Source organism: Microbacterium sp. MTN4-26 (assembly GCF_042846595.1).
In the GTDB taxonomy this organism is placed as follows: Bacteria; Actinomycetota; Actinomycetes; order Actinomycetales; family Microbacteriaceae; genus Microbacterium; species Microbacterium luteum.
In genome coordinates this window covers 157,882-180,906 of sequence record NZ_BTGO01000001.1, presented here as the reverse complement: position 1 = coordinate 180,906, position 23,025 = coordinate 157,882, and the positions used below count along the sequence as shown (strand labels likewise).

Annotated in this window: 17 protein-coding genes; 7 read left to right on the top strand and 10 right to left on the bottom strand. The window is 69.7% G+C overall.

What is annotated here, in order from left to right:
• Nucleotides 1-37: 37 nt before the first annotated feature.
• The 6 genes from ACGG9C_RS00925 to lepA all read right to left on the bottom strand — a co-directional run bounded on the left by ACGG9C_RS00925 (nucleotide 38) and on the right by lepA (nucleotide 6,888).
• Nucleotides 38-772, bottom strand: coding sequence for a 16S rRNA (uracil(1498)-N(3))-methyltransferase (locus ACGG9C_RS00925; protein WP_286716846.1), 735 nt, complete (start codon nucleotides 770-772; stop codon nucleotides 38-40).
• 3 nt (nucleotides 773-775) lie between these two features.
• Complete coding sequence (gene dnaJ / locus ACGG9C_RS00920; RefSeq protein WP_286716844.1) at nucleotides 776-1,897, bottom strand: molecular chaperone DnaJ; 1,122 nt, start codon at nucleotides 1,895-1,897, stop codon at nucleotides 776-778.
• Between the two features lie 49 nt (nucleotides 1,898-1,946).
• Nucleotides 1,947-2,990, bottom strand: a complete 1,044-nt coding sequence (hrcA, locus tag ACGG9C_RS00915; protein ID WP_286716843.1) for a heat-inducible transcriptional repressor HrcA — start codon at nucleotides 2,988-2,990, stop codon at nucleotides 1,947-1,949.
• A gap of 99 nt (nucleotides 2,991-3,089) precedes the next feature.
• Nucleotides 3,090-4,307: a radical SAM family heme chaperone HemW gene (gene hemW / locus ACGG9C_RS00910; RefSeq protein WP_286716841.1), complete on the bottom strand. Its 1,218-nt coding sequence runs from the start codon at nucleotides 4,305-4,307 to the stop codon at nucleotides 3,090-3,092.
• Nucleotides 4,308-4,326: 19 nt separating this feature from the next.
• Nucleotides 4,327-4,977, bottom strand: coding sequence for a DUF1990 family protein (locus tag ACGG9C_RS00905; protein ID WP_286716839.1), 651 nt, complete (start codon nucleotides 4,975-4,977; stop codon nucleotides 4,327-4,329).
• A gap of 51 nt (nucleotides 4,978-5,028) precedes the next feature.
• Complete coding sequence (gene lepA / locus ACGG9C_RS00900; protein WP_194385261.1) at nucleotides 5,029-6,888, bottom strand: translation elongation factor 4; 1,860 nt, start codon at nucleotides 6,886-6,888, stop codon at nucleotides 5,029-5,031.
• A gap of 182 nt (nucleotides 6,889-7,070) precedes the next feature.
• Between lepA and ACGG9C_RS00895 the strand changes: the two genes are divergently transcribed.
• From ACGG9C_RS00895 to rpsT, 3 genes are all read left to right on the top strand, one after another.
• Entirely contained in the window at nucleotides 7,071-11,594 is a 4,524-nt protein-coding gene (locus tag ACGG9C_RS00895; protein ID WP_390178113.1) for an ExeM/NucH family extracellular endonuclease, read from the top strand.
• An 81-nt stretch (nucleotides 11,595-11,675) separates the two neighbouring features.
• A complete protein-coding gene (locus ACGG9C_RS00890) occupies nucleotides 11,676-12,422 on the top strand; it encodes an alpha/beta fold hydrolase (RefSeq protein WP_286716836.1) in 747 nt (248 codons plus the stop codon).
• A gap of 111 nt (nucleotides 12,423-12,533) precedes the next feature.
• Nucleotides 12,534-12,794, top strand: a complete 261-nt coding sequence (rpsT, locus tag ACGG9C_RS00885; protein WP_071045773.1) for a 30S ribosomal protein S20 — start codon at nucleotides 12,534-12,536, stop codon at nucleotides 12,792-12,794.
• A gap of 77 nt (nucleotides 12,795-12,871) precedes the next feature.
• Here the strand turns inward: rpsT and holA are convergent, their stop codons facing one another.
• The 4 genes from holA to leuS form a co-directional block, all read right to left on the bottom strand.
• On the bottom strand, nucleotides 12,872-13,909 hold the full coding sequence (holA, locus tag ACGG9C_RS00880) for a DNA polymerase III subunit delta (RefSeq protein WP_194385256.1): 1,038 nt from the start codon (nucleotides 13,907-13,909) through the stop codon (nucleotides 12,872-12,874).
• 9 nt (nucleotides 13,910-13,918) lie between these two features.
• A complete protein-coding gene (locus ACGG9C_RS00875) occupies nucleotides 13,919-16,252 on the bottom strand; it encodes a ComEC/Rec2 family competence protein (protein ID WP_390178112.1) in 2,334 nt (777 codons plus the stop codon).
• Nucleotides 16,252-16,842, bottom strand: a complete 591-nt coding sequence (locus ACGG9C_RS00870; protein ID WP_228481034.1) for a ComEA family DNA-binding protein — start codon at nucleotides 16,840-16,842, stop codon at nucleotides 16,252-16,254. The genes ACGG9C_RS00875 and ACGG9C_RS00870 overlap by 1 nt, the downstream gene beginning before the upstream one ends.
• A gap of 87 nt (nucleotides 16,843-16,929) precedes the next feature.
• Nucleotides 16,930-19,524: a leucine--tRNA ligase gene (gene leuS / locus ACGG9C_RS00865; RefSeq protein WP_390178111.1), complete on the bottom strand. Its 2,595-nt coding sequence runs from the start codon at nucleotides 19,522-19,524 to the stop codon at nucleotides 16,930-16,932.
• Nucleotides 19,525-19,683: 159 nt separating this feature from the next.
• Here leuS and ACGG9C_RS00860 point away from each other — a divergent pair, with 159 nt between their 5' ends.
• From ACGG9C_RS00860 to ACGG9C_RS00845, 4 genes are read left to right on the top strand one after another with little or no spacing between them, the layout of a single operon-like run.
• Nucleotides 19,684-20,370: a DedA family protein gene (locus ACGG9C_RS00860; RefSeq protein WP_071045767.1), complete on the top strand. Its 687-nt coding sequence runs from the start codon at nucleotides 19,684-19,686 to the stop codon at nucleotides 20,368-20,370.
• 5 nt (nucleotides 20,371-20,375) lie between these two features.
• The gene (locus ACGG9C_RS00855; protein ID WP_071045766.1) at nucleotides 20,376-21,413 is read left to right on the top strand and encodes an App1 family protein; all 1,038 of its coding nucleotides are present in this window, start codon (nucleotides 20,376-20,378) and stop codon (nucleotides 21,411-21,413) included.
• 32 nt (nucleotides 21,414-21,445) lie between these two features.
• On the top strand, nucleotides 21,446-22,159 hold the full coding sequence (locus ACGG9C_RS00850) for an SOS response-associated peptidase (RefSeq protein ID WP_071045763.1): 714 nt from the start codon (nucleotides 21,446-21,448) through the stop codon (nucleotides 22,157-22,159).
• Nucleotides 22,156-23,016: a 3-methyladenine DNA glycosylase gene (locus ACGG9C_RS00845; RefSeq protein ID WP_390178110.1), complete on the top strand. Its 861-nt coding sequence runs from the start codon at nucleotides 22,156-22,158 to the stop codon at nucleotides 23,014-23,016. The genes ACGG9C_RS00850 and ACGG9C_RS00845 overlap by 4 nt, the downstream gene beginning before the upstream one ends.
• The last annotated feature ends 9 nt before the right edge of the window (nucleotides 23,017-23,025 follow it).

Here is a 23,025-nt window from a genome sequence, read left to right as displayed (position 1 = left end):
CTATCGGCGCCCGCCGCCGCCGCGGCGTGAGGTCCGGTCACCAGCGGTGCAGCGCCGCACTGGCCAGCGCGAGCGCCGCGGGTCCGGCGGTGGAGGTGCGCAGCACATTCTCCCCGAGTCGCACCGGCCGCGCTCCGGCCGAGCCCAGCCGATCGACCTCCTCGGGCGTCAGCCCGCCCTCCGGTCCGACGATCACGAGCACGTCGGTGGTGTCCTGCGGATCGAGGAAGACAGCGGTGAGCGGGTCGGCGGCGTCGGGGACGAGCACGAGCAGTCGCGCGTGCTCCGCGCGCGCGGCGAGGTCGGCGGTCGACACCGGGGCGGTCACCTCGGGGATCCAGGCGCGATGCGCCTGCTTGGCCGCTTCCCGCACGATCGAGGACCATCGCGCACGGCCCTTCTCGATCTTCGCGCCCTGCCAGCGGGAGACGCTGCGTGAGGCCTGCCACGGGATGATCGCATCCGCACCGATCTCGGTGGCGGCCTGCACGGCGAGCTCGTCCCTGTCGCCCTTCGCGAGAGCCTGCACCAGCACGAGTCGAGGAGCGGCCGCGGGCACCGTCCGCCGGTGCGTGATGACGACGGCGACCCGCTGCGGCGAGGCCGCGGCGACCTCACCCGACAGCCATGCGCCGCGGCCGTCGCCGACGGTCACGGCCTCACCGACGCGCACCCGACGCACGACGGCGGCGTGATGCGCCTCGCGCCCCGTGAGCACGACCTCGTCACCGTCGAGCGCGGTGTCCCCGTCGACGACGAAGTGCAGCGGCATCGGTCAGCCGTTCCGGAGGCGGTCCCGCAGCCTCGCGAACAGGCCCTGGTGGAATTCCGCGAGCTTGGGCGCGGGCGCTTTCGTCCGCTTGGCGAAGTCCTCGATGAGCGCCCGCTCCTTGTGGTCCAGGCGGGTCGGGGTCACGACGTGCACTCCGACGCGGAGGTCGCCCCGCTGGCTGCCGCGCAACGGGGTGATGCCCCGCCCCTTGATGGTCAGGACATCGCCCGCCTGCACACCCGGCCGGATCTCCAGGTCGACCGTGCCGTCGAGTGACTCGATGGTCGTCGTCGTGCCGAGGACGGCATCGGGCATGGACACCTCCAACGTCGCCAGCAGGTCATCCCCCTCGCGGCTGAAGGTCTCGTGGTCCTTCACCGACACCTCGATGTAGAGGTCGCCGTTGGGGCCACCGGCCTGTCCCACCTCTCCCGAGCCGGGGAGCTGCAGCCGCAGGCCGGTCTCCACGCCCGCGGGGATGTCGAGGGACACGGTGCGACGTGCCCGAACCCGCCCCTGCCCCTGGCAGGTCGCGCACGGGTAGGGGATGGTCGTTCCGTAACCCTGGCACACCCGGCAGGGCGCGTTCGTCACGACATTGCCGAGCAGGCTCCGCACCTGCTGCTGGACGTGGCCCGAGCCGTGGCAGATGTCGCACGTGACCGGCTGCGTGTTCGGCTGGCAGCAGGAGCCGTCGCAGGTCTCGCACAGCACCGCTGTGTCGACCTCGATGTCGCGGTGGACGCCGAACACGACGTCGCCGAGATCGAGCGTGACGCGCACGAGCGCATCCTGTCCCCGCTCACGGCGGGAGCGGGGACGCGGACCCCGCGAGCCGCCGCCCCCGGCGGCACCGAAGAAGGTCTCGAAGATGTCGCCGAAGGAGCCGAATCCGGCGGCGCCACCACCGCCGAACGGCGAGTCGCCGCCCATGTCGTAGCGTGCTCGCTGATCGGGATCGCTCAGCACGTCGTACGCGTGCGTCACCGACTTGAACCGCTCGGCGGCGTCATCCCCTGGGTTCACGTCGGGGTGCAGCTCCCGCGCCAATCGCCGGTAGGCCTTCTTGATCTCGTCGGGGCTCGCGTCTCGCGAGACACCCAGCACTTCGTAGTGGTCAGCCACGTTCGCCTTCCCACCCGTGTCGCCACGGGATCGTCTGTGTTCGAGCGCCTCAGCGGGCGCCTTCGTCTTCTTCGAGCAGCCGCGACAGGTAGCGCGCCACCGCGCGCACCGATGCGAGGTTGCTCGGATAGTCCATGCGAGTCGGCCCGAGCACGCCGACACGCGCCCGGGCACCGGACGCGTCGTACTCGCCCGCGACGACCGACGCCTCCGCGAGACCGAAGGGCTCGTTCTCGCGTCCGATGCTCGCGGCGAGACCGTGCTCGTCGGCCACCATCTCCCCCATGAGGCGCATGAGCGTCACCTGCTCCTCGATCGCCTCGAGCAGCGGATAGATGCTTCCGCGGAAATCCGACTCGCGCCGTGCGAGATTGGCCGTTCCCGCCATCACGAGTCTGTCCTGCCGGAATTCGTCGAGTTCCTCCGCGACGATCATCGCGATCACGTCGATCACAGCGTCATCGGGCGAGCGGTGGTCGCCTCCAGCCGAAGCAAGGCGTTCGGCGATCGCGTGTGCACCGTCCCGGATGGGGCGGCCGACGATGAGATCGGCGATCGCCGCCCGTAGGCGCACGATCTCGTCCTCGGCGGGATCGCGCGGGAGGAAGACGAGCCGCTGCGACACGCGGCCGGTGTCGGTGACGATCACAACGAGCATGCGCCCCGCATCCAGCCCGACCAGCTCGATGTGGGACACATGCGCCTGGGCGAAGGAGGGATACTGCACGATGGCGACCTGGCCGGTCAGCTGGGTCAGCGCCCGGACCGTGCGCACCATGAGGTCGTCGAGATCTCCCGGCGCTTCGAGGAAGGCGGCGATGGCCGTCCGCTGCGCGGGCGAGAGCGGACGAACCTCGGCGAGGTGGTCGACGAAGACGCGATACCCCTTGTCGGTGGGTATCCGTCCGGACGAGGTGTGCGGTGCGGCGATGAGGTCCTCGTCCTCGAGCATCGCCATGTCGTTGCGGATCGTGGCCGCCGACACCCCGAAGGCGTGGCGCTCCACGATGGACTTGCTGCCGACCGGCTCGCGCGTCTCGACGTAGTCCTGCACGATCGCGCGGAGGACTTCCAGTCCGCGTGCGCTGACCATGGATCCTCCCGCATACGTGTCCGGCGTGCACTGGCACTCGTCTCGAGTGAGTGCCAATTCTATCGCGCCGACCGCCGGAGCGCGCGTCGGGCCCGCCCGTCAGTCCGTGAGGGCGCGCACGACGGCGTCGGCGAGCAGCCGGCCGCGAAGGGTGAGCACGATCGTGCCGCCGATCGCGCTGGCCCCATCGATCAGGCCGTCGGCGATGAGCCCCGGCACCGCGCCGCGTCGGTCGCGGGGCACGAGCGCGATCGGGAGCCCCTCGCGGATACGCGAACGCAGCAGCACGGTCTCGAGGTCCCGCGAGGAACGGTCCGGTCGCTCGCGCCCGGCCGCGGGAGACGAACCCTCGCTCAGCCGCGCGGCGTATGCGGCGGGGTGCTTGACGTTCCACCAGCGGAGGCCGCCGATGTGGCTGTGCGCGCCGGGCCCGAACCCCCACCAGTCCGTACCCCGCCAATAGGCGAGGTTGTGCTTCGACCGGTCGGATTCCCGCCGTGCCCAGTTGGAGACTTCATACCACTCCAGGCCCGCCGCGGCGAAGGCCGTCTCGGCGGCCTCGTACATGTCCGCCTGCAGGTCGTCGTCGGGTGCCGGCACCTCGCCGCGCCGGATCTGGCGCGCGAGCTTGGTGCCGTCCTCGATGATCAGGGCGTAGGCGGAGATGTGGTCCGGCTCCAGGGCGACCGCAGCGTCGACCGAGCGCGACCAATCCGAGAGGCTCTCCCCCGGCGCGCCGTAGATCAGGTCGATGCTCACCCCCAAACCCGCGGCGCGCGCGGCAGCCACGGCCTGGCCGACGTTCTCCGGTCGGTGCGTGCGATCGAGAGCGGCGAGCACGTGCGGGACCGCAGACTGCATGCCGATCGACATGCGGGTGACGCCGGCGTCGGCGAGCTCGTCGACGACGGCGGGGGTGACCGTGTCGGGATTGGCCTCCACGGTCACCTCCGCGCCGTTCGCGATCCCGAAGGTGTCTCGGATCCCCTCGAGCATGCGAGCGAGGTCGCCGGCAGGCAGGAGGGTCGGGGTCCCGCCGCCGAAGAACACCGTCGACGCCTCCCGCAACGGCCCGCGATGGGCCAGAACCCGTCCTGCGAGCCGCACCTCGTCCAAGAGCGTGTCGGCGTACGCGTCCTGCCGCGCACCGCGCAGCTCCCCGGCCGTATAGGTGTTGAAATCGCAGTATCCGCAGCGCACGCGACAGAACGGCACGTGCAGATACGCGCCGAAGGCGGCCGCGCCGCCGAGGACGAGATCATCGGGCAGCATCCCGTCCGCGGGAGCGGGATCACCGAGAGGCAGCGCAGCGCCCATCAGCGCGCTCGATCCGCACTCACGCGGGCGTCGTGTAGAGCGGCGAGATCGCCCGCAGATAGCGCGTGAAGAGTTCGCGACGCCGGCGGCGCGTCAGAGCGGGGATCAGTCGGTACAGCGTCGCGCGCGGCACATCGAAGGCGCGAACGGTGAACCAGACTTCGTCGTTGTCGTGCCATTCGATCATGAAGGATTCCTCGCCGCTGACGACCGAGCCGCCCACCGTGCCGAGGGCGAAGCCGATCCGTCGCGGCTCCTCCACCGCGAAGATCACCCGGAGTTCCGCGTCGACGCTCATGCCCGCGACTCGGCCGGCGAGCCGGATGGAGGTGCCCGCACCGACGAACGGGGTGCCGTCGGTGTCGAACCGCTGATCCGCCTCGGTGCGGCTGGGTGCGATCGGTGCGCCCTCGGCATCGAAGCTCACGCCCGAGTACATCGGCCCGGGCGCGGGGCGCACATCGCTGAGGGTGAGTCCCGACCCGCGCTGCGCCGTCCATGACAGCAGCGATTCGCCCGCGCTGCGGAAGCGCGACTCCCCCGATCCGATCCGCCACGCCTGCTCGGCGGGGATGCTCCGCTCCGGCGGGAAGTGCATGAGGTCAGGCGCCTGCGTCGCCCCGACGGCTGCGTAGTCGACCGTGTCGTCCTTGAAGGTTCCGCGGCGCATATGTCGAGCCTACCGATCCGCTCCCGAGCATCCGGTGAGTGCCGGAAGCTCCTACTTCTTCGTCTCGACGTCACCGGACAGCGCGGCGATGAACGCCTCCTGGGGCACTTCGACGCGACCGACCATCTTCATGCGCTTCTTGCCCTCCTTCTGCTTCTCCAGCAGCTTGCGCTTGCGGGAGATGTCGCCGCCGTAGCACTTGGCCAGCACGTCCTTGCGAATGGCACGGATGTTCTCACGGGCGATGATCCGCGCGCCGATGGCCGCCTGGATCGGCACCTCGAACTGCTGGCGGGGAATCAGCTTGCGCAGCCGCTCGGTCATCATCGTGCCGTAGCCGTACGCCTTCTCCCGATGCACGATCGAGCTGAACGCATCGACCTTCTCGCCCTGCAGGAGGATGTCGACCTTCACCAGGTCGGCGGTCTGCGAACCGGCCGGCTCGTAGTCGAGACTCGCGTATCCCTGTGTCTTCGACTTCAGCTGATCGAAGAAGTCGAAGACGATCTCCCCCAGCGGCATGTTGTAGCGCAGCTCCACGCGATCCTCACTGAGGTAGTCCATGCCGAGCAGCGAGCCGCGCCTGGCCTGGCAGAGCTCCATCACGGTTCCCACGTAGTCCTTGGGAAGCAGGATCCCGACCTTGACGACCGGCTCCGAGACCTCTGCGACACGCCCGTCGGGATACTCGCTCGGATTCGTGACGGTGACCGTCTCACCCGTGTCGGTCATCACGTCGTACGTCACCGAGGGTGCCGTGGTGATGAGATCGAGTCCGAACTCGCGCGTGAGCCGCTCGGTGATGATCTCCAGATGCAGCAGTCCGAGAAACCCGCAGCGGAAGCCGAATCCGAGGGCCACCGAGGTCTCCGGCTCGTACTGCAGAGACGCATCCGAGAGCTTCAGCTTGTCGAGCGCTTCGCGCAGATCCGCGTAGTCGCTCCCGTCGATCGGGTAGATGCCGGAGAAGACCATCGGCTTCGGATCGGTGTACCCCGGGAGGGCGTCGGCCGCGGGCTTGCGCTGATCGGTGATGGTGTCGCCGACCTTGGACTGCCGCACATCCTTCACACCGGTGATGAGGTAGCCCACCTCCCCCACTCCGAGGCCCTGCGTGGGGATCGGTTCGGGGCTGGAAACCCCGATCTCCAGGAGGTCGTGGGTCGCACGCGTCGACATCATCTGGATGCGCTGGCGGGGCTGGAGCTTGCCGTCGACCATGCGCACGTAGGTGACCACACCGCGGTAGGAGTCGTAGACGGAGTCGAAGATCATGGCTCGGGCCGGGGCGTCCGCGTCTCCCACGGGAGCAGGGATCTTCTCAACCAGACGGTCCAGAAGCGCCTCGACCCCGACACCGGTCTTCCCGCTCACACGCAGCACGTCGTCGGGGTCGCCGCCGATGAGACCCGCCAGTTCAGCGGCGAACTTGTCGGGATCCGCTGCCGGCAGATCGATCTTGTTCAGGACCGGAATGATCTGCAGGTCGTTCTCGAGCGCCAGGTAGAGATTCGCGAGCGTCTGGGCTTCGATGCCCTGTGCCGCGTCGACGAGCAGGATGGCACCTTCGCACGCCGCGAGCGAGCGCGAGACCTCGTAGGTGAAGTCGACGTGGCCGGGGGTGTCGATCATGTTGAGGGCGAAGGCCTGCTCCATACCGTCGTCGCCCGTGACGGCCCACGGCATCCGCACGGCCTGCGACTTGATCGTGATGCCGCGCTCGCGCTCGATGTCCATGCGATCCAGGTACTGCGCGCGCATGTCACGATCAGCGACCACCCCGGTGATCTGGAGCATCCGGTCGGCGAGCGTCGACTTGCCGTGGTCGATGTGGGCGATGATGCAGAAATTCCGGATCGACTCCGGTGGAGTCGCGGAAGGCTGCAGGGGCTCGAGTGCGCGCGGTGACATGTCCCGTCGATTCTACGGGGGTCGCCGGCGCGGCCGCGCGCTGAGCCGACACCGCTCCGCCCCTCGGATTTAACGCAACGTTAACGCATCCCTATCGCAATGAACCCCGAAGTCGCAGAGAGTTGACCAGGCCGCCCGCGATCGCGTCGGCGCCGGAGAATCTCGAGAAGGAGTCCTCTGTCGTGACTGAACCGACACCCCCGACATCGTCCGCATCACGCGCGCGATCGGCCGCCGCGGCACTGACCGTGGGCGCACTCGCCGCCACCGGCATCGCGTTCCCCGTTGCGGCGACCGCGGCCGTGTCCACGGACGCCCCTGTGGTCATCAACGAGGTCTACGGGGGCGGAGGCAACAGCGGCGCCGCTTTCAACCGTGACTTCGTAGAGCTGTACAACCCGGGCTCCGCAACCGTCGACCTCGCGGGATGGAGCGTTCAGTACGCGCCCTCCAGTGGCAGCGGATGGCAGGCGACGCCGTTGTCCGGATCGATCGCCGCGGGCGGCTCCCTACTGGTCGGCCAAGCGTTCGGGACCAACACGTCGCTTCCCGGATACACCGCCGACATCGACGGGTCGATCGCGATGAGCGGTTCGAACGGCACCGTCGCCCTCGTCGACTCCGCCACTCTGCTGCCGACGGCGGACGTCGCCTCGCAGGACAGCGTCGTCGATCTTGTCGGCTACGGCTCGGCGTCCATCTTCGCCGGCGCCGGCGCGGCGCCCGGAACCACGAACGCCACGAGTGTCTCACGCGACGCCGACCACACCCACACGGCCGACAATGCGGCGGATTTCACCGCCGGTGCGCCCACGCCCGTGGGGTCGACCTCGGACGAACCCGGTGACCCGTCGCCGACCCCGACCCCGCCCGCAGACCCGGTCGCGATCTCCGAGATCCAGGGGACCGCCGATGCGTCCCCTCTCGTCGGCCAGACCGTCACCACGACCGGAATCGTCACCGCGCACTACCCCAGCGGCGGCCTGAACGGATACGTGCTGCAGGCCCCCGGCACCGGCGGCGACATCGATCTGGCCATCCACGACGCCTCGGACGCCATCTTCGTCTACTCGTCGGCCACCGTCGGCGACGTGGCCCTGGGGGAAACGGTCGAGGTCACCGGTCAGGTCAGTGAGTACTACGGCCTCACGCAGCTCTCGGTACCCGCCGGCGGGGCGACGATCGTCGCCGATGCCGAGCCCGTCGCTCCCGTCGAGCTCGAGTGGCCGGCCGGCGACGCCGAGCGCGAGAGCCTCGAATCGATGCTGCTCGCCCCGCAGGGCACCTACACGGTGAGCAACACGTACGGAACCAATCAGTACGGCGAGGTCGGGCTCGCGTTCGGTGACGAGCCGCTGCGCCAGCCGACCGATGTCGCCGCACCCGGGTCCACCGAGGCTGCCGCCGTGGTGGCGGACAACGCCGCACGCGGTGTCGTGCTCGACGACGGCGCCTCGACGAACTTCACGTCGTCGGCGAACTCGTCCCTCACGCCCCCGTACGTCTCGCTCACCGAGCCGGTCGTCGTCGGCGGGACCGCCACGTTCGACGAGCCGGTCGTGCTGAGCTTCGGCTTCGACCTGTGGCGCTTCATGCCGACCGCACCTGTCGCCGGCGATGGAACCGGTGAGGACGGCGTCACCTTCTCCAACCCGCGCACGTCGGCTCCCGAGGCCGTCGGCGGCGACGTCTCGGTGGCCTCGTTCAACGTGCTGAACTACTTCACCACGCTCGGCGAGGACATTGCCGGGTGCGAAGCCTACGAAGACCGCGACGGCGACGGCAACAACGTCCGCACCGGCTGCGACGTCCGCGGCGCATGGGATGCTGCCGACCTCGAGCGACAGCAGGACAAGATCGTCGCGGCCATCAACGCCCTCGACGCCAGCGTCGTCGGGCTCATGGAGATCGAGAACTCCGCACGCCTCGGCGAGACGGCCGACGAAGCGACCGCGACTCTCGTGGACGCGCTGAACGACGCCGCCGGCAGCGACATCTGGGCATACGTGCCGTCATCGGATGACCTTCCCGAGGCCTCCGAGCAGGACGTGATCACGAACGCCATCATCTACCGTCCGGCAGAGGTCGTCACCGAGGGCGCATCGCTCGCGCTCGGCGACCAGTCGGCGTCGGACCAGGCGTTCGGGAACGCGCGAGAGCCGATCGGTCAGGTCTTCGCGCCGACCGATGGCGGCGAGGAGTTCCTCTTCGTCGTCAATCACTTCAAGTCGAAGGGCTCAGCGGGCCCCTGGCCCGGTGACGCCGACGCCGGCGACGGCCAGGGCAGCAGCAACGAGTCGCGCGTGCGCCAGGCGACGGCCCTGGCGGAATGGGTCGAGGAGGCCCGAGGCGACACCGAGAGCGTCATCCTCGCCGGCGACTTCAACTCCTACGGCCAGGAGGATCCGATGCAGGTGCTCTACGGAGCCGGATACGTCGACGCGGAGACCGCACTCGACATCGACACGTCGTCGTACTCGTTCTCCGGGCTCTCGGGCTCGCTCGATCACATCCTGATGAACGAGCACGCGCTCGCCCGTGCGACCGGCGGTGACATCTGGAACATCAACTCGGGTGAGTCCGTCGCCCTCGAGTACAGCCGCTACAACAACCACGGCACGCTGTTCTACGCCGACGACGTGTACCGGTCCTCGGACCACGACCCGGTGCTGGTCGGTCTGACCGCGGAGGCGGCGACCGACGTCACGGAGGTCGACGTGCTGACGATCAACGACTTCCACGGCCGGCTGGAGGGCGACTCCTACGGGGTTGCGGGCGCTGCCGTGATCGCCGGGGCCGTCGACGCGTTCGAAGCGGAGAACCCGAACACGCTGCTCGTCTCGGCCGGTGACAACATCGGCGCGTCGACGTTCACCTCCTTCATCCAGGACGACCTGCCCTCGATCGACGCCCTGGTGGCCGCCGGGCTGGACCTGGGCGCGGTCGGGAACCACGAATTCGACAAGGGCTTCGAGTTCCTGACCGATGTCGCAACGCCGCGCTACGGCGCGGGCGATGCGGCTGAGGGCGCGCGTTACAGCCTGGGTGCGAACGTGTACGCGAGGGGGACCGAGGACCCGGTCCTCGAGGAGTACGACATCGAGGACATCGACGGGGTGCGCATCGCCTTCATCGGAACGGTCACACCGGACACCGCGGTCATGGTCTCGCCGGACGGCATAGCCGACATCGAGTTCGGCGACCAGCTGGAGGCCGCGAACCGCGTCGCCGCAGAGATCACGGCCGGCGATCTCGCCGACGTCATCGTGCTCCTCACGCATGACGGCGCCGCGACGGACTCGTGCGAAGCCCTGACGTCGGAGGACACCGACTACGCGGAGCTGGTCGCCGGCGCGTCCGACGACATCGACGCCATCGCGTCCGGCCACACGCACCAGGAATACGCCTGCATGCTGCCCACCCCCGGCGGCGGTGAGCGGCCGGTGATCCAGGCGCTCGAGTACGGCAAGGCCCTCGGGCTGCTCGAGATCTCGGTCGACACCGAGACCAAGGAGCTCGTCTCGATCGACGGCTCGGTCGTTCCGCTGACGGACGGGGAGACCCCCCTCTACCCGGCGGATCCCGAGGTCGCCGAGATCGTCGCGGACGCCGTCGAGGTCGCTGAGGTGGAGGGTTCGGTGGAGGTCGGATCGATCACCGGGGACATCCTGCGCGGCGGCACTCCGCCCGGAGACGACCGCGGCGTCGAATCGGCGATGGGCAACACTCTCGCCGACATGTACCTGTGGGCCACCTCGAACGAGGACTACACCGGCACTTCGGCCGACATCGGGATGATCAACCCCGGCGGGCTCCGCGCCGACCTTCTCTACGGCGAGGACGGCACGGTCACCTACCGTGACATCGCCAACGTGCAGCCGTTCGCGAACACGATCGTGACGGTCGAGGTCACGGGAGCGCAGCTGGAGCAGATCCTCGAGGAGCAGTGGCAGCCGGAGGGCGCCTCCCGCCCCAAGCTGCACATAGGCATCTCGGAGGGCTTCTCGTACGAGTACGACCCGGATGCAGCGCCGGGATCGCACATCGTCTCGATGACGCTCGCTGGTGCACCCGTCGGCGAAGACGACACCGTCGTGATCGCGACGAACTCGTTCCTCGCGGCCGGCGGCGACAACTTCACCACGTTCACCGAGGGAGCCGACATCACCGACACCGGTCAGGTAGACCTGGCCGCCTCGGTGGCGTACTTCGCGACCTTCACACCCGTCGACCCGGCTCCGCTGGGCCGTGCTGTCGTCGCCGATGAGACAACGCCGACTCCGTCTCCGTCTCCGTCGGACGGATCCGATGCCGACGAGGAATGGGTCGAGTGGACCATCGGCTCGGGCACGGTGGAGCAGGGCGGGACGCTGACCGTGGAGCTGTCAGGGCTCACGCCCGGTCAGACGGTGTCCGCGACCCTCTACAGCGACCCGATCGTGGTCGACGCGATCCCGGCCGCGAACGCTCAGGGCGAGATCACCTTCATCGTCGGCATCCCCGCCGACTTCGACACCGGGGCGCACACCCTCGTGCTGGAGTCCGAGGGATACGAGTCCGTGGAGATCCCGGTCACCGTGGTCGCCGCCGGATCGCTCGCCGCCACGGGCGCGGAGGTGCCGTGGGGTCTGGCGCTGATCGCGGCCTTCCTCGTCGTGATCGGGGGCACCATCGCCGTCACGCGACGTCGCACCACGACGGCGTAGCACCAGGACGCCGCCGCCATGAAGGCCCCGGTCCCGATGAGGGCCGGGGCCTTCCCGCGTCCGCCCGCATAGGCTGGAGCCATGGCGGTGGAGGTCGTGCTGGTCCACGGCATCCGCACGTCCGCAACCATGTGGCGGTCGCAGGTCGCACACCTCGAACAGCGCGGCAACGCCGTCACCGCGGTCGACCTCCCCGGTCACGGATCCCGGATGGACGAGGCGTTCACGCTGGAGGGCGCATTCGCGACCATCGACGCCGCGGTCCGCGACGCCGCGGAACGCGGCCCCGTTCTCCTCGTCGGCCACTCGATGGGCGGACTGCTCTCGATCGAGTACGTCGGCGCCGAAGATCCGCCACCCGTCGCCGGCTTCATCGCCGCCGCATGCACCGCGATTCCCCGAGGGGTGGGCCTCGCGACATACCGCATGCTCGCCCGCGGCTTCGATGCCCTCCCCGACCGCGGCATGTGGCTGACCGATCGCGTGCTGAACGCCACCCTTCCGGACGAGACCCGGTACGACTTCGGTGCCGGCGGCTACGCCCTCGCCGCGCAGGATGTCGCACTGCGCACGCTGTCCGTGCTCGATCTGCTCGCAGCGCTCGAGCGCATCGAGGTGCCGATGTGGTTCATCAACGGACAGTACGATCAGCTCCGGGCGAACGAGCGGCTCTTCACCCGCATCGCCTCCCATGCCGAACTGATCGTCGTCCCGCGGACGACGCATCTGGTCACGGCGATGCGACCTCGAGTCTTCAATGCGCTGCTCGACCTGGCTCTCGCGACGCTCGAGAATCCGGATGCGGGCGGATCGTCGCGAACCTGGTAGGATCGGCTTTTGGCTTGCGTGTGGGTTTCCCACCCTCACGACCGCCGTGCGGCATCCCTCTCCTGCCACTCGGCAATCCACCGATCACTCCGAACGAAAGATACGTCGAACGTGGCGAACATCAAGTCGCAGATCAAGCGCAACAAGACCAACGAGAAGGCGCGCGAGCGCAACAAGGCCGTCAAGAGCGAGCTGAGGACCGCGGTGCGCCGCACCCGCGACGCCGTCGCGTCGGGCGACAAGGCCGCGGCCGAGAAGGCGCTCGGCACGGCGACCAAGAAGCTCGACAAGGCCGTGAGCAAGGGCGTCATCCACCGGAACCAGGCGGCGAACCGCAAGTCGTCCATCGCGAAGCAGGTCGCCTCGCTCTGAGCGAACCCGCTGATTGCCGAATGCCCGTCCCGATCCGGGGCGGGCCTTCGGCATGACGGCGACGCGGCGCGCCGGACTCAATCACCGAAGGGCGCCCGGGTGGCGATCACCGTGACCAGTCGTTCAACGGCGAACACGGCGTCACGCGACGCGCCCTTGACCTCGGCATCCGCACGCGCGGCGGCCTGGACGGCGATCTGCAGTGCCGCCTCATCCCACCCTGCGAGGTCTCGGCGCGCCCGGTCGACCTGCCAATCCTTCAGGCCGAGCCTCGCGGCAAGGGCGCTCGAGGACTCGCGGACGCCGTAGACGCGGGCCATCGTGCGCAGCTTGGACGCGATCGCAGCCACCAGCGGGACAGGATCCGCACCCGAGGCGATCGCATGGCGCAGAGAGACCAGCGCCTCACCGTAGCGGCCCGCGATCGCCGTGTCGGCGACGGTGAACGCAGACGTCTCGACGCGGCCGCCGTAGTAGCGCTGCACGGTCTGCTCGGTGATGTCGCCGGAGACATCGGCGAGGAGTTGCTGGCAGGCGGCCGCCAGCTCGGTCACATCGTCCGCGAACGCCGAGGTGAGCGCCCGCAGCGCGGCCGGCTGGATGCGACGCCCCGCAGTGGAGAACTCCCCCGCCGCGAAGTCGTAGCGATCTGCGTCCCGCTTGATCGCCGGGCACGCCACTTCGACACCGCCGCCCTGCCCTGCTCGGATCGCGTCGAGAAGCTTCTTGCCCCGGACGCTCGCGCCGGTGTGGCGCAACGTGACGGTGGCGCCCTCCTGCGGATTCCGAAGATACGAGATCGCCTCCGCCAGGAACGCGTCGGAGCACCTCTCGACGCCGCTGACCCGGACCAGACGCGGCTCCCCGAACAGCGATGGAGACGCCATCGCGAGGAGCGTTCCCGCCTCGTACGCGTCGGCGCGGATGTCGGAGACCTCGAGGCTCGCATCCTCGGCCTTGAGGTAGTCGCGCACGCCGGCGATCGCCCGCTCCGCGCACACGTCCTCCGGGCCGGATACGAGGACGACCGGCGCGGGCTGGGGTGCCCGCCATGACAGCTGCGGAATCGCCGACTTCGGTGCCGCGGACCCTCGTCGGCGTGGAGTCGGGGACATGATCTCAGCCTAGCCGCCGGCACCGACGGCGCCCGCGTGGTCGCGCCACACCCGGAGCACGCCGGCCTCGCGCCATATCGCCACGATCCCGTCGGTGTCGGTGCGTGCGACGACGCCGCCGTTGGACACGACGAGCGCCAGCGCCTCCGCTCGCGGGTGACCGTAGTCGTTCTCGCCCACCGTCACCACGCCCAGTCGTGCCGAGACGGCCTCGTAGAGCGCGGCGCTCTGGTCGGCACTGCCGTGATGGGCGACTTTGACGACCTCGAACGGGGAATCCACCCCGGGTAGAAGCTGTCGCTGCGGCTCCTCCGAAAGGTCGCCGAGGAGCAGGATGGACGGCAACCCGCCGCCCGTGAACGCGACCACGACGCTCGCATCATTGCCGGGGGCGACCCCGGCGTCCTCCCGCGGCCAGAGCACCCGCCAGCGCGCGCTTCCGAGCGTGCCGGCATCGTCTGCGGCGACCTCGAGGACACGGGCACCGCCGTCGCGGAACGAGGTGACGATCGCCGTGTCGTCCGGTCCGTCGACCGGGCCGTGGATCATCACACCGGTGCGCTCGGCCACGACGGCGGCTGCGCCGACGTGGTCATGGTCGAAATGGCTCAGCACGACCAGGTCGAGACGATCGACTCCGACGCGGTCCAGACAGGTCCGCAGCGCCTCCGGATCAGGGCCGGTGTCGATCAGCGCGACACGGTCGTCCGCACGCACGAGGACGGCATCGCCCTGTCCGACGTCGCATGCCAGCATCTGCCACGACGCGGGGAGGGTGGCGGGCCCGAGAACTCCCGCGAGCGCCGCCGTTCCGCCCGCGACTCCGGCGAGCACCGCGACCGCCCCTCGCGCGATCTCGTGAAGGCGACGCCGGGCGGTGCCCCCGGCAGGCAGGGCGACGGCGAGCCCGATCGCGGCCGATACCGCGGTGAGGAGGAGCGCGCCGCCGAGCCCCTCGATCCACGGGAGCTGGTCTCCCGGCAGCGCACTCACCGTCGAGGCGGTCGCGGCGATCCAGGTCGCGGGCACCCAGGCCAGCGCGGCAAGGCCCGAGGCGACGACGGGCAGGATCGGCGCGACCAGACACGCCGCCAGGCCGACAACGGTCACCACGGGTGCCGCGGGCGCCGCGAGCACGTTGGCCGCGACGCCGTAGAGCGCAACGGTGGGGGTGATGAGGATGAGCAGCGGACCGCACGCGAGCTGAGCGGCCAGCGGCACGGCCAGCACGAGCGCGAGGCTCTGCGGCATGATGCGCGCCAGACCCTGCGCGAGCGGCCTGGCGAACAGCAGCAGCGACCCGGTGGCCGCCGCCGACAGACCGAACCCCAGCGATCCGGACAGCCACGGGTCCGCGGCCAGGGCGACGGCCAGCGCCGCCGACAGCACGGCTACGCCTTGCGACGTCCGTCCGAGCAGGAGGGCGAGCATTGCGACAGCAGCCATGCCCGCGGCTCGGACCACGCTCGGCTCGGGCGTGACCAACACGACGAATCCCCCGAGCGCGAGCATGGCGACCACGATGCGCCAGGTCCGTCCGAGACCCGACGCCGCGGCGGCCGCGAAGGCGAGACCGACGACGAGAGCGCAGTTGGAACCCGACACCGCGGTGAGGTGCGACAAGGAAGATTCCTTCATCGCCGCATCCATCTGCTCCGTCACCAGCAGGGTGTCGCCCACGGCCAGTCCGGGCACGAGCGACGCTCCGTCGCTCGGCAATCCATCGACCGCTGCGAGCAGCCCACGCCGCAGATCGCTCGAGATCCGGAGGACTCCGCCGGCAGGTCGCAGCAGCTCGACCACCGTGGCGTGGACCTGTGCGACGGCACGCTCACCGGCCTCGGACACCTGGAAGGAACCCCGCGCTTCGACGACCGCGCCGGCATCCAGAGCGGAGACGTTCTCGATGTCGTCGGGAGCGACCACGATCTGGATGACCGCGGCGACCGCGTGCGCCCCTTCCCCGTCACCGACGGCGCTCGCCACGGCATCGAAGGCGAGGTGCTCCGATCCCCACGGTTCGATCTTGCCGGTCACGGTCGCGGTCATCGACACCAGCGGTCCCTCACGCTCGGCCAGATCGATGACGTGCTCCCGGGGCCCGGTGGCCGACCACACGTTCGCCGCGGCGACGCCCGTGCTGAGCGCGACGAGGCCGATCAGCACGCCGGCCCGGCGCAGCCGCACCGCACGCCGCGAACGCCATGTCATGACGATCGCGCCCGCCATGACCGTCGCGCTGCCGGCCGCGAGCGCGGGAGCCACCGCCGGGTGGACCGTCGCGAGGCCCGCGACCACCCAGGTGAGCGCCGCCGCCGGGGCGAGCGTCCACGCTCTGCCCATCACACGACGATCAGATCGCGCATGCCGGCCAGCAGCTTCTCGCCGATCCCCGGCACTGCGAGAAGGTCGTCGACACTGGTGAACCGACCGTTCTCCTCCCGCCAGGCCACGATCCGGCCACCGAGGGTCGGCCCGATGCCCGGGAGCGTCTCGAGCGCGGCCACGTCGGCGGTGTTGAGATCGATCGGGCCGGCGCCGCCGCTCGCCGGCCCCGGCGCAGGCGCGGGCGCCTCCCCCTTCGCGGGCACGTGAAGCTGCTCGCCGTCGGCGATCGGCCGAGCGAGATTCACGGCGGCGGAATCGGCGTCGCCGGTGAAACCACCGGCGGCTGCCACCGCATCCATCACGCGCGCGCCGTCGGCGAGCACGTACAGGCCGGGACCGGCGACGGCGCCCGACACGTGGACATAGAGATCCGCCTCCGGTGTGCCAGTCGTCGCGAGGTCATCGACGGTCACCGTCTCGACAGGTGCCGTGGCACCGCGTACGAGCCCGATGACCACGGTGACGACCAGTCCCGCCAGCACGAGCAGCACCAGTCCGCCGACGCCCCAGCGCCGAGCTGTCGAGGTGTCCGAGATTCTCGCCACCCGCTCACGCTAGGCGTGTGCGCACACGCGGCGGACGCGGCCCGACCGCTCGGTGGACAGCGCGCTGCGGCAGCCCCGTGGGGAGGGTCAGTTCGCGCTGAAGCTCACGACCTTCGGTGCGCGGACGATCGCGCGCGCGATGGTCTTGTCACCGAGGGCGCGGATGACGCGAGCGTCCTCTCGGGCGAGCTTCTCCAGCGCGTCGGGCTCGATGCGCGCCGGCACCTCGAGCGTCGCCCGCACCTTGCCGTTGATCTGAACGACAGCGGTGACGGATTCCTCGACCAGCAGCGTCGGGTCGGCGCTCCGCCAGGGCATGAGGCCGACGAACGGCTCATAGCCGAGCGTCTCCCACATCTCCTCGGCCGTGTGAGGAGCGAACAGGTCCAGGATCATGGCCGTCGCCTCGGCGGCTTCCCTCACGGCGGGATCCGCCGCACCCGCGCCGGTGTCGATCACCTTGCGGGTCGCGTTCACCAGTTCCATGAGCCGGGCGACGACGACGTTGAACTTCGTCTGCTCGACCAGTGTCGGAGCATCTGCGAGGAGGCGGTGGGTGACGCGGCGCAGGGCCGGATCGCCGTCCTTCCACACGACGTCCCGCTCGCTGGCCACGTCGTGCGCCACGCGCCAGGCGCGGGCCAGGAACTTCTGGGCACCCGTCGTCGAGACGTCGTTCCAGTCCTTGTCGTCCTCGACCGGTCCGGCGAAGGCGAGGGCGACCCGCAGCGCGTCAGCGCCGTGCGCGTCGAGTTCGTCCTGGAACACCACGAGGTTGCCCTTGCTCTTGGACATCTTCGTGCCGCCGAGGATGATCATCCCCTGGTTGATCAGGCTCGAGAACGGCTCGGTGAAGTCCACCAGCCCCATGTCGTACAGGACCTTGGTGATGAACCGCGCGTAGAGCAGGTGGAGGATGGCGTGCTCCACGCCTCCGATGTAGAAGTCCACCGGCGCCCACTTCATCGCCTCGGCGGACGAGAACGCCTCGTTCGGGTCGCCCGGCGAGAGGAAGCGCAGGAAGTACCAGGAGCTGTCCACGAAGGTGTCCATGGTGTCGGGGTCGCGCCGCGCCGCCTCGCCGGTGGTGGGATCGACGGTCTGCACCCACTCGGCAGCCGCGCCCAAGGGCGAGGTGCCCTTCGGTGCGAGATCGAGACCGGCCGCGTCCGGGAGGGTGAGCGGCAGCTGATCCTCCGGGACCGGCACGATGCGGCCGTCATCGGTGTGGATCATCGGGATCGGGGTCCCCCAGAAGCGCTGCCGGGAGATGAGCCAGTCGCGCAGCCGATACGACTTCGACGCCCGGCCGGCCCCCTTCGCCTCGAGTTCCTCGATCATGCGGGTGATCGCGTTGCGCTTGGACAGCCCGTTCAGTGAGCCCGAGTTGACCATGCGACCCTCACCGGCCAGGGCGACGCCCGTGTGCGCGGGATCGAGCTCGTCGAGCGACGGGTCGTCCGCGAAGGGGTCGATGGGGTTGCCGTCTTCGTCGACATCGATGACCGGGATCGCCCCCGTGATGGGTGCGGTGGTGTCGACGACGACCTTCACCGGCAGGTCGAATGCGCGCGCGAAGTCGAGGTCGCGCTGGTCGTGGGCGGGGACGGCCATCACGGCGCCGTGGCCGTAGTCGGCCAGCACGTAGTCCGCGGCCCACACCGGAAGGCGCTCGCCGTTGGCGGGGTTGACGGCGTAGCGCTCGAGGAAGACGCCGGTCTTCGGCCGATCGGTGGACTGACGCTCGATCTCGGTCTGACGACCGACCGACTCGACGTAGTCGCTGAAGCGCTGCCGCACGTCGGCCGAGGCTCCGGCAGCCAGCTGAGCCGCCAGCTCGCTCTCCGGTGCGACGACGAAGAAGGTCGCCCCGTGGAGGGTGTCCGGGCGCGTCGAGAAGACGGTGACCTTCTCCGGGTGCCCTTCGATCTCGAAATCGATGTCGGCTCCGACAGATCGCCCGATCCAGTTCCGCTGCATGCGGATGACCTTCTGCGGCCAGCGCCCTTCGAGCTGATTCAGGTCGTCGAGGAGCCGGTCGGCGTAGTCGGTGATCTTGAAGTACCACTGTTCGAGCTTCTTCTTGACCACCACCGCACCGCTGCGCTCGGATGTGCCGTCGGGAAGCACCTGCTCGTTGGCGAGCACGGTCTGATCCACCGGGTCCCAGTTGACGGCGGCGTCCTTGCGGTATGCGAGCCCCCGCTCGTGAAGACGCTGGAACAGCCACTGGTTCCACTGGTAGTAATCGGGGTCGCTCGTGTGGAGGACGCGGTTCCAGTCGAACGAGACCCCGTAGGCACGGAATCCGGCCTTCTGCTGTGCGATGTTGTCGTACGTCCACTCCCGCGGGTCCGCGCCGCGCTTGATCGCGGCGTTCTCGGCGGGCAGGCCGAATGAGTCCCATCCGATCGGGTTGAGCACGTTGTAGCCGCGGTGGCGCCAGAAGCGCGCCACGATGTCCGAGTAGAGGTAGTTCTCCGCGTGACCCATGTGCAGGTCGCCCGACGGGTAGGGGAACATGGCGAGCACGTACTTGCGCGGACGCGTGTCCTCGGGGCCACCCGCCTTGAAGGGGTCGGCCTGCTCCCACCGCTGTTGCCACTTGCGCTCGACGGCGTGGGCGTCGAAGCCGCTTCCGTCGTCGGAAGCAGGGCGGTCGGAGGGAGAGTGCTGTGACACGGGAGAACCAATCGCGGAGTACGGGGGCGCGCGGAACGCGTCTTTCAGGTTACCGGAACCTCATCCGGCCCCCGCGCGAGCCCGCGCATCCTGAAGGCCTGCTCCGAGCAACGGGGATTTCACACCTCCTCGCGAGGCGTCCGACGTAGTCTCGATCGGGTGAACGACGTGCTCACCTGGATCCTCGATGCCGTGCAGTCGGTGGATCCGGTGCTGCGAACCGCACTCGCGGGCATCGCGATCATGCTCGAGACGAGCGTGCTGATCGGTCTGATCGTGCCCGGGGACACCATCGTCATCGTCGCCGGAACGGCGGTCTCGAGCATCTGGGAGGGGCTCACTCTCGGTGTCGTGGTCGTCATCGGTGCGCTGGCGGGCGAGAGCATCGGATTCTGGCTCGGCCGCTACCTCGGGCCCCGTATCCGTCACTCCCGTCTGGGACGGCGCATCGGCGAGGCGAACTGGATGCGGTCGGAACGCTACCTGCGCCGGCGGGGCGGCCCCGCGATCTTCCTGTCGCGCTTCCTCCCGGTCCTGCACTCGCTGGTGCCGCTGACCGTGGGGATGAGCGGCTACCGATACGGCCGCTTCCTCGCCTGGACCACGCCCGCCTGCATCGTGTGGGCGGCACTGTACGTGTCGGTGTCGTCCGCCGCGGCCGGCACCTATCGCGAGCTCGCCGACCGCCTCCACTACGCCGGCTACCTCTTCGTCGGCGTCATCGTCGTGTTCCTGGTTCTCGTTCTGGTCGCGAAGAAGGTCATCGAACGCGTCGAACGCAAGCACCTCGCGGACGACGGCACCGGCTCGACGGCGGTCCCGGGCGCGCATCGCGTGGAAGACTGAGGGGTATGGCCGCCCCGACCGAGGATCCCGTCCGTCCGAAAGTCCTGTGGCTGGCCCGGTGGGAGCGGCGCTTCCACGCCTGGCGCGAACGCCGGGCTCGTCAGCGCGGGCAGCTGCCGACGGTGACGCCGTTCCCCGGGTACGGCGGCACCGACTGGGTCCGCGTGCTCGGGCGCGTGCTCATCGTGCCGCCTCGGACCCCTCCGAGCGACGGCGAGTACGGCGGCGTGCGCGGCTGGCGCAGCTTCGTGGCCGTGCCCGTCGGCTTCGCCCAGGTGAGCGTCGACATCGGCGGCGTGACGCATGACGTCGTCGCCGATCGCGGCGGCGTGATCGACACCGTGCTGCCCGCATCCCTCGCGCCGGGGTGGCAGACCTTCACGATGTCGGTCGAGGGCGGCGAGCCCGTCGAGACGCGGGTCTTCGTCGTCGGTTCGGATGTGCGCTTCGGTGTCGTCTCCGACGTCGACGACACGGTCATGGTCACCGCTCTCCCGCGGCCCCTGCTGGCCGCATGGAACTCGTTCGTGGTCGATGAGCATGCTCGGCAGCCGGTCGCCGGCATGGCGGTTCTGCTGGAGACCCTCGTGCGCGATCGACCGGGAATCCCCGTGGTGTACCTGTCGACAGGTGCGTGGAACATCGCACCGACGCTCATGCGATTCCTCCGGCGTCACCTCTATCCGCCCGGGGCGACGCTGCTCACCGACTGGGGGCCCACGCACGACCGCTGGTTCCGCAGCGGCCAGCTGCACAAGTCGGAGAACCTCCGGCGGCTCGCAGCCGAGTTTCCCGACATCACGTGGCTCCTGATCGGCGACGACGGCCAGCATGACGATGAGATCTACACGCGGTTCGCCAGCGAGCACCCCGGCAACGTCGCCGCGGTGGCCATCCGGCGCCTGTCCCCCACCGAGGCCGTTCTCGCCGGTGGCCGCACGGCCGTCAACGACCACACGGCGGCATCTGTCCCGTGGGTCTCGGCCTCACACGGCGCGGGCCTGCTCCGGCGCCTGCGCGAGGCGGGGGTCGTCGATTCGTGAGCCGTGTCGTCGGCCGCGCGTAGGCTGGCAGCATGTGCGGAAGGTTCGTCGTCGCGAATGTCGGATCCGAGCTCGTCGGCGTTCTGCGCGTCGACGTGGAAGGCGACGATCTTCCCGCACCGTCATTCAACATCGCCCCCACAGACCCTGCGGCGATCGTGCTCGATTCCACCAAGACCGAGCCGCCGACGCGGCGGCTTGCACGAGCGCGCTGGGGTCTCGTTCCCGGGTGGGCGAAAGACCCGACCATCGGAGCACGGGCCTTCAACGCCCGCTCCGAAGAGCTCGAGGACAAGCCGCTGTTCCGAACCGCCCTCCACAAGCGCCGTGCCGTCATTCCCGCATCGGGGTACTACGAGTGGCAGAAGTCCGACCAGGGAAAGGTGCCGCACTACATCCACCCGGCGGACGACAGCCCGCTGCTGTTCGCCGGCCTGTACGAATGGTGGAAGGATCCGTCCAAGAGCGACGACGACCCGGCACGGTGGATGCTGAGCTTCACGATCCTCACACGTGACGCGGTCGGCTCGCTCCGTTCCATCCATGACCGTACGCCGCTGTTCGTCGACCCGGACCACGCGGACGCGTGGCTCGATCCGACGACCGAGAACGTGCGTGACGTCCTCGACGCCGCGATCGACGCGGCACCTGCGGTCGCCGAGACGCTCGACGCCCGGGTCGTCTCCCCCGCTGTCGGAAACGTGCGCAACAACCGCCCCGATCTCATCGACCCGGTCCAGACGTGACGGTCACGACGAGCCTTCCTGCGTCGGCGTGGCACGATCTCGCGTCGCGTCACGCCCACCGCGCCGACGCCCTCACGGCCGCGCGGCGCGAGCGCTCCTCTCGCCGGGAGGCGCACCCGGTGGACGATTTCCTCTACACGTACTACTCCTACAAGCCGGCAGTGCTGCGCCGGTGGCATCCCGGTGCGGGCGTTGTCCTCGAAGACGCCGCCGAGACCTCACGCGGCCGGTGGCGAGGTTACGTCGCGAGCGACCCTCCCGGATCGCTCGTCGTCGATGCCGATGAGTGCCGACGCACGCGCGGCGACCTCCTCGCCGGCATCGTGCGCATCCTCCGATCCACGGCCGGGCGCGCCCCCGCCTTCGGATGCTTCGGCATGCACGAGTGGGCGATGGTCTATCGATCATCTTCACCGCGTCACGACCTGCCGCTTCGACTCGGCCCCCGAGGCACCGATGACGTGGTGGAGGCGCACGAGCTGCGCTGCACGCACTTCGACGCCTACCGCTTCTTCACCCCTGATGCCGCACCGCGCAACCGCGAACCGCTGTCCCGTCGCACGCAGGCAGATCGTGAGCAGCCGGGATGCCTGCACGCGGGTATGGATCTGTACAAGTGGGCCGTCAAGGCCGGGCCGCTCGTGCCGGGCGATCTCTTGCTCGACACCTTCGAGCACGCGCGCGCGGTCCGAACCCTCGACATGCGGGCCTCACCCTACGACCTGCGTGACTGGGGCTTCGATCCGGTGGCGGTGGAGACCGCCGCGGGCAAGGCGGAGTACGTACGGCAACAGCGAGAATTCGCGGCGACGGGGGCCAGGCTGCGGGAACGTCTCCTCGCCGCCATCATCGGCTGACAGCGGGCG

Bases quoted from the DNA above. Each gene is read 5' to 3' on its own strand.
- hemW (WP_286716841.1), bottom strand. From the start codon at position 4,307: ATGGGCGCTGCGCTGCCTCTCGGTGATCCCGCTCCCGCGGACGGGATG.
- holA (WP_194385256.1), bottom strand. From the start codon at position 13,909: ATGTCCCCGACTCCACGCCGACGAGGGTCCGCGGCACCGAAGTCGGCG.
- lepA (WP_194385261.1), bottom strand. From the start codon at position 6,888: ATGTCACCGCGCGCACTCGAGCCCCTGCAGCCTTCCGCGACTCCACCG.
- ACGG9C_RS00850 (WP_071045763.1), top strand. From the start codon at position 21,446: ATGTGCGGAAGGTTCGTCGTCGCGAATGTCGGATCCGAGCTCGTCGGC.
- ACGG9C_RS00875 (WP_390178112.1), bottom strand. From the start codon at position 16,252: ATGGGCAGAGCGTGGACGCTCGCCCCGGCGGCGGCGCTCACCTGGGTG.
- ACGG9C_RS00905 (WP_286716839.1), bottom strand. From the start codon at position 4,977: ATGCGCCGCGGAACCTTCAAGGACGACACGGTCGACTACGCAGCCGTC.
- ACGG9C_RS00890 (WP_286716836.1), top strand. From the start codon at position 11,676: ATGGCGGTGGAGGTCGTGCTGGTCCACGGCATCCGCACGTCCGCAACC.
- ACGG9C_RS00855 (WP_071045766.1), top strand. From the start codon at position 20,376: ATGGCCGCCCCGACCGAGGATCCCGTCCGTCCGAAAGTCCTGTGGCTG.
- ACGG9C_RS00925 (WP_286716846.1), bottom strand. From the start codon at position 772: ATGCCGCTGCACTTCGTCGTCGACGGGGACACCGCGCTCGACGGTGAC.
- hrcA (WP_286716843.1), bottom strand. From the start codon at position 2,990: ATGGTCAGCGCACGCGGACTGGAAGTCCTCCGCGCGATCGTGCAGGAC.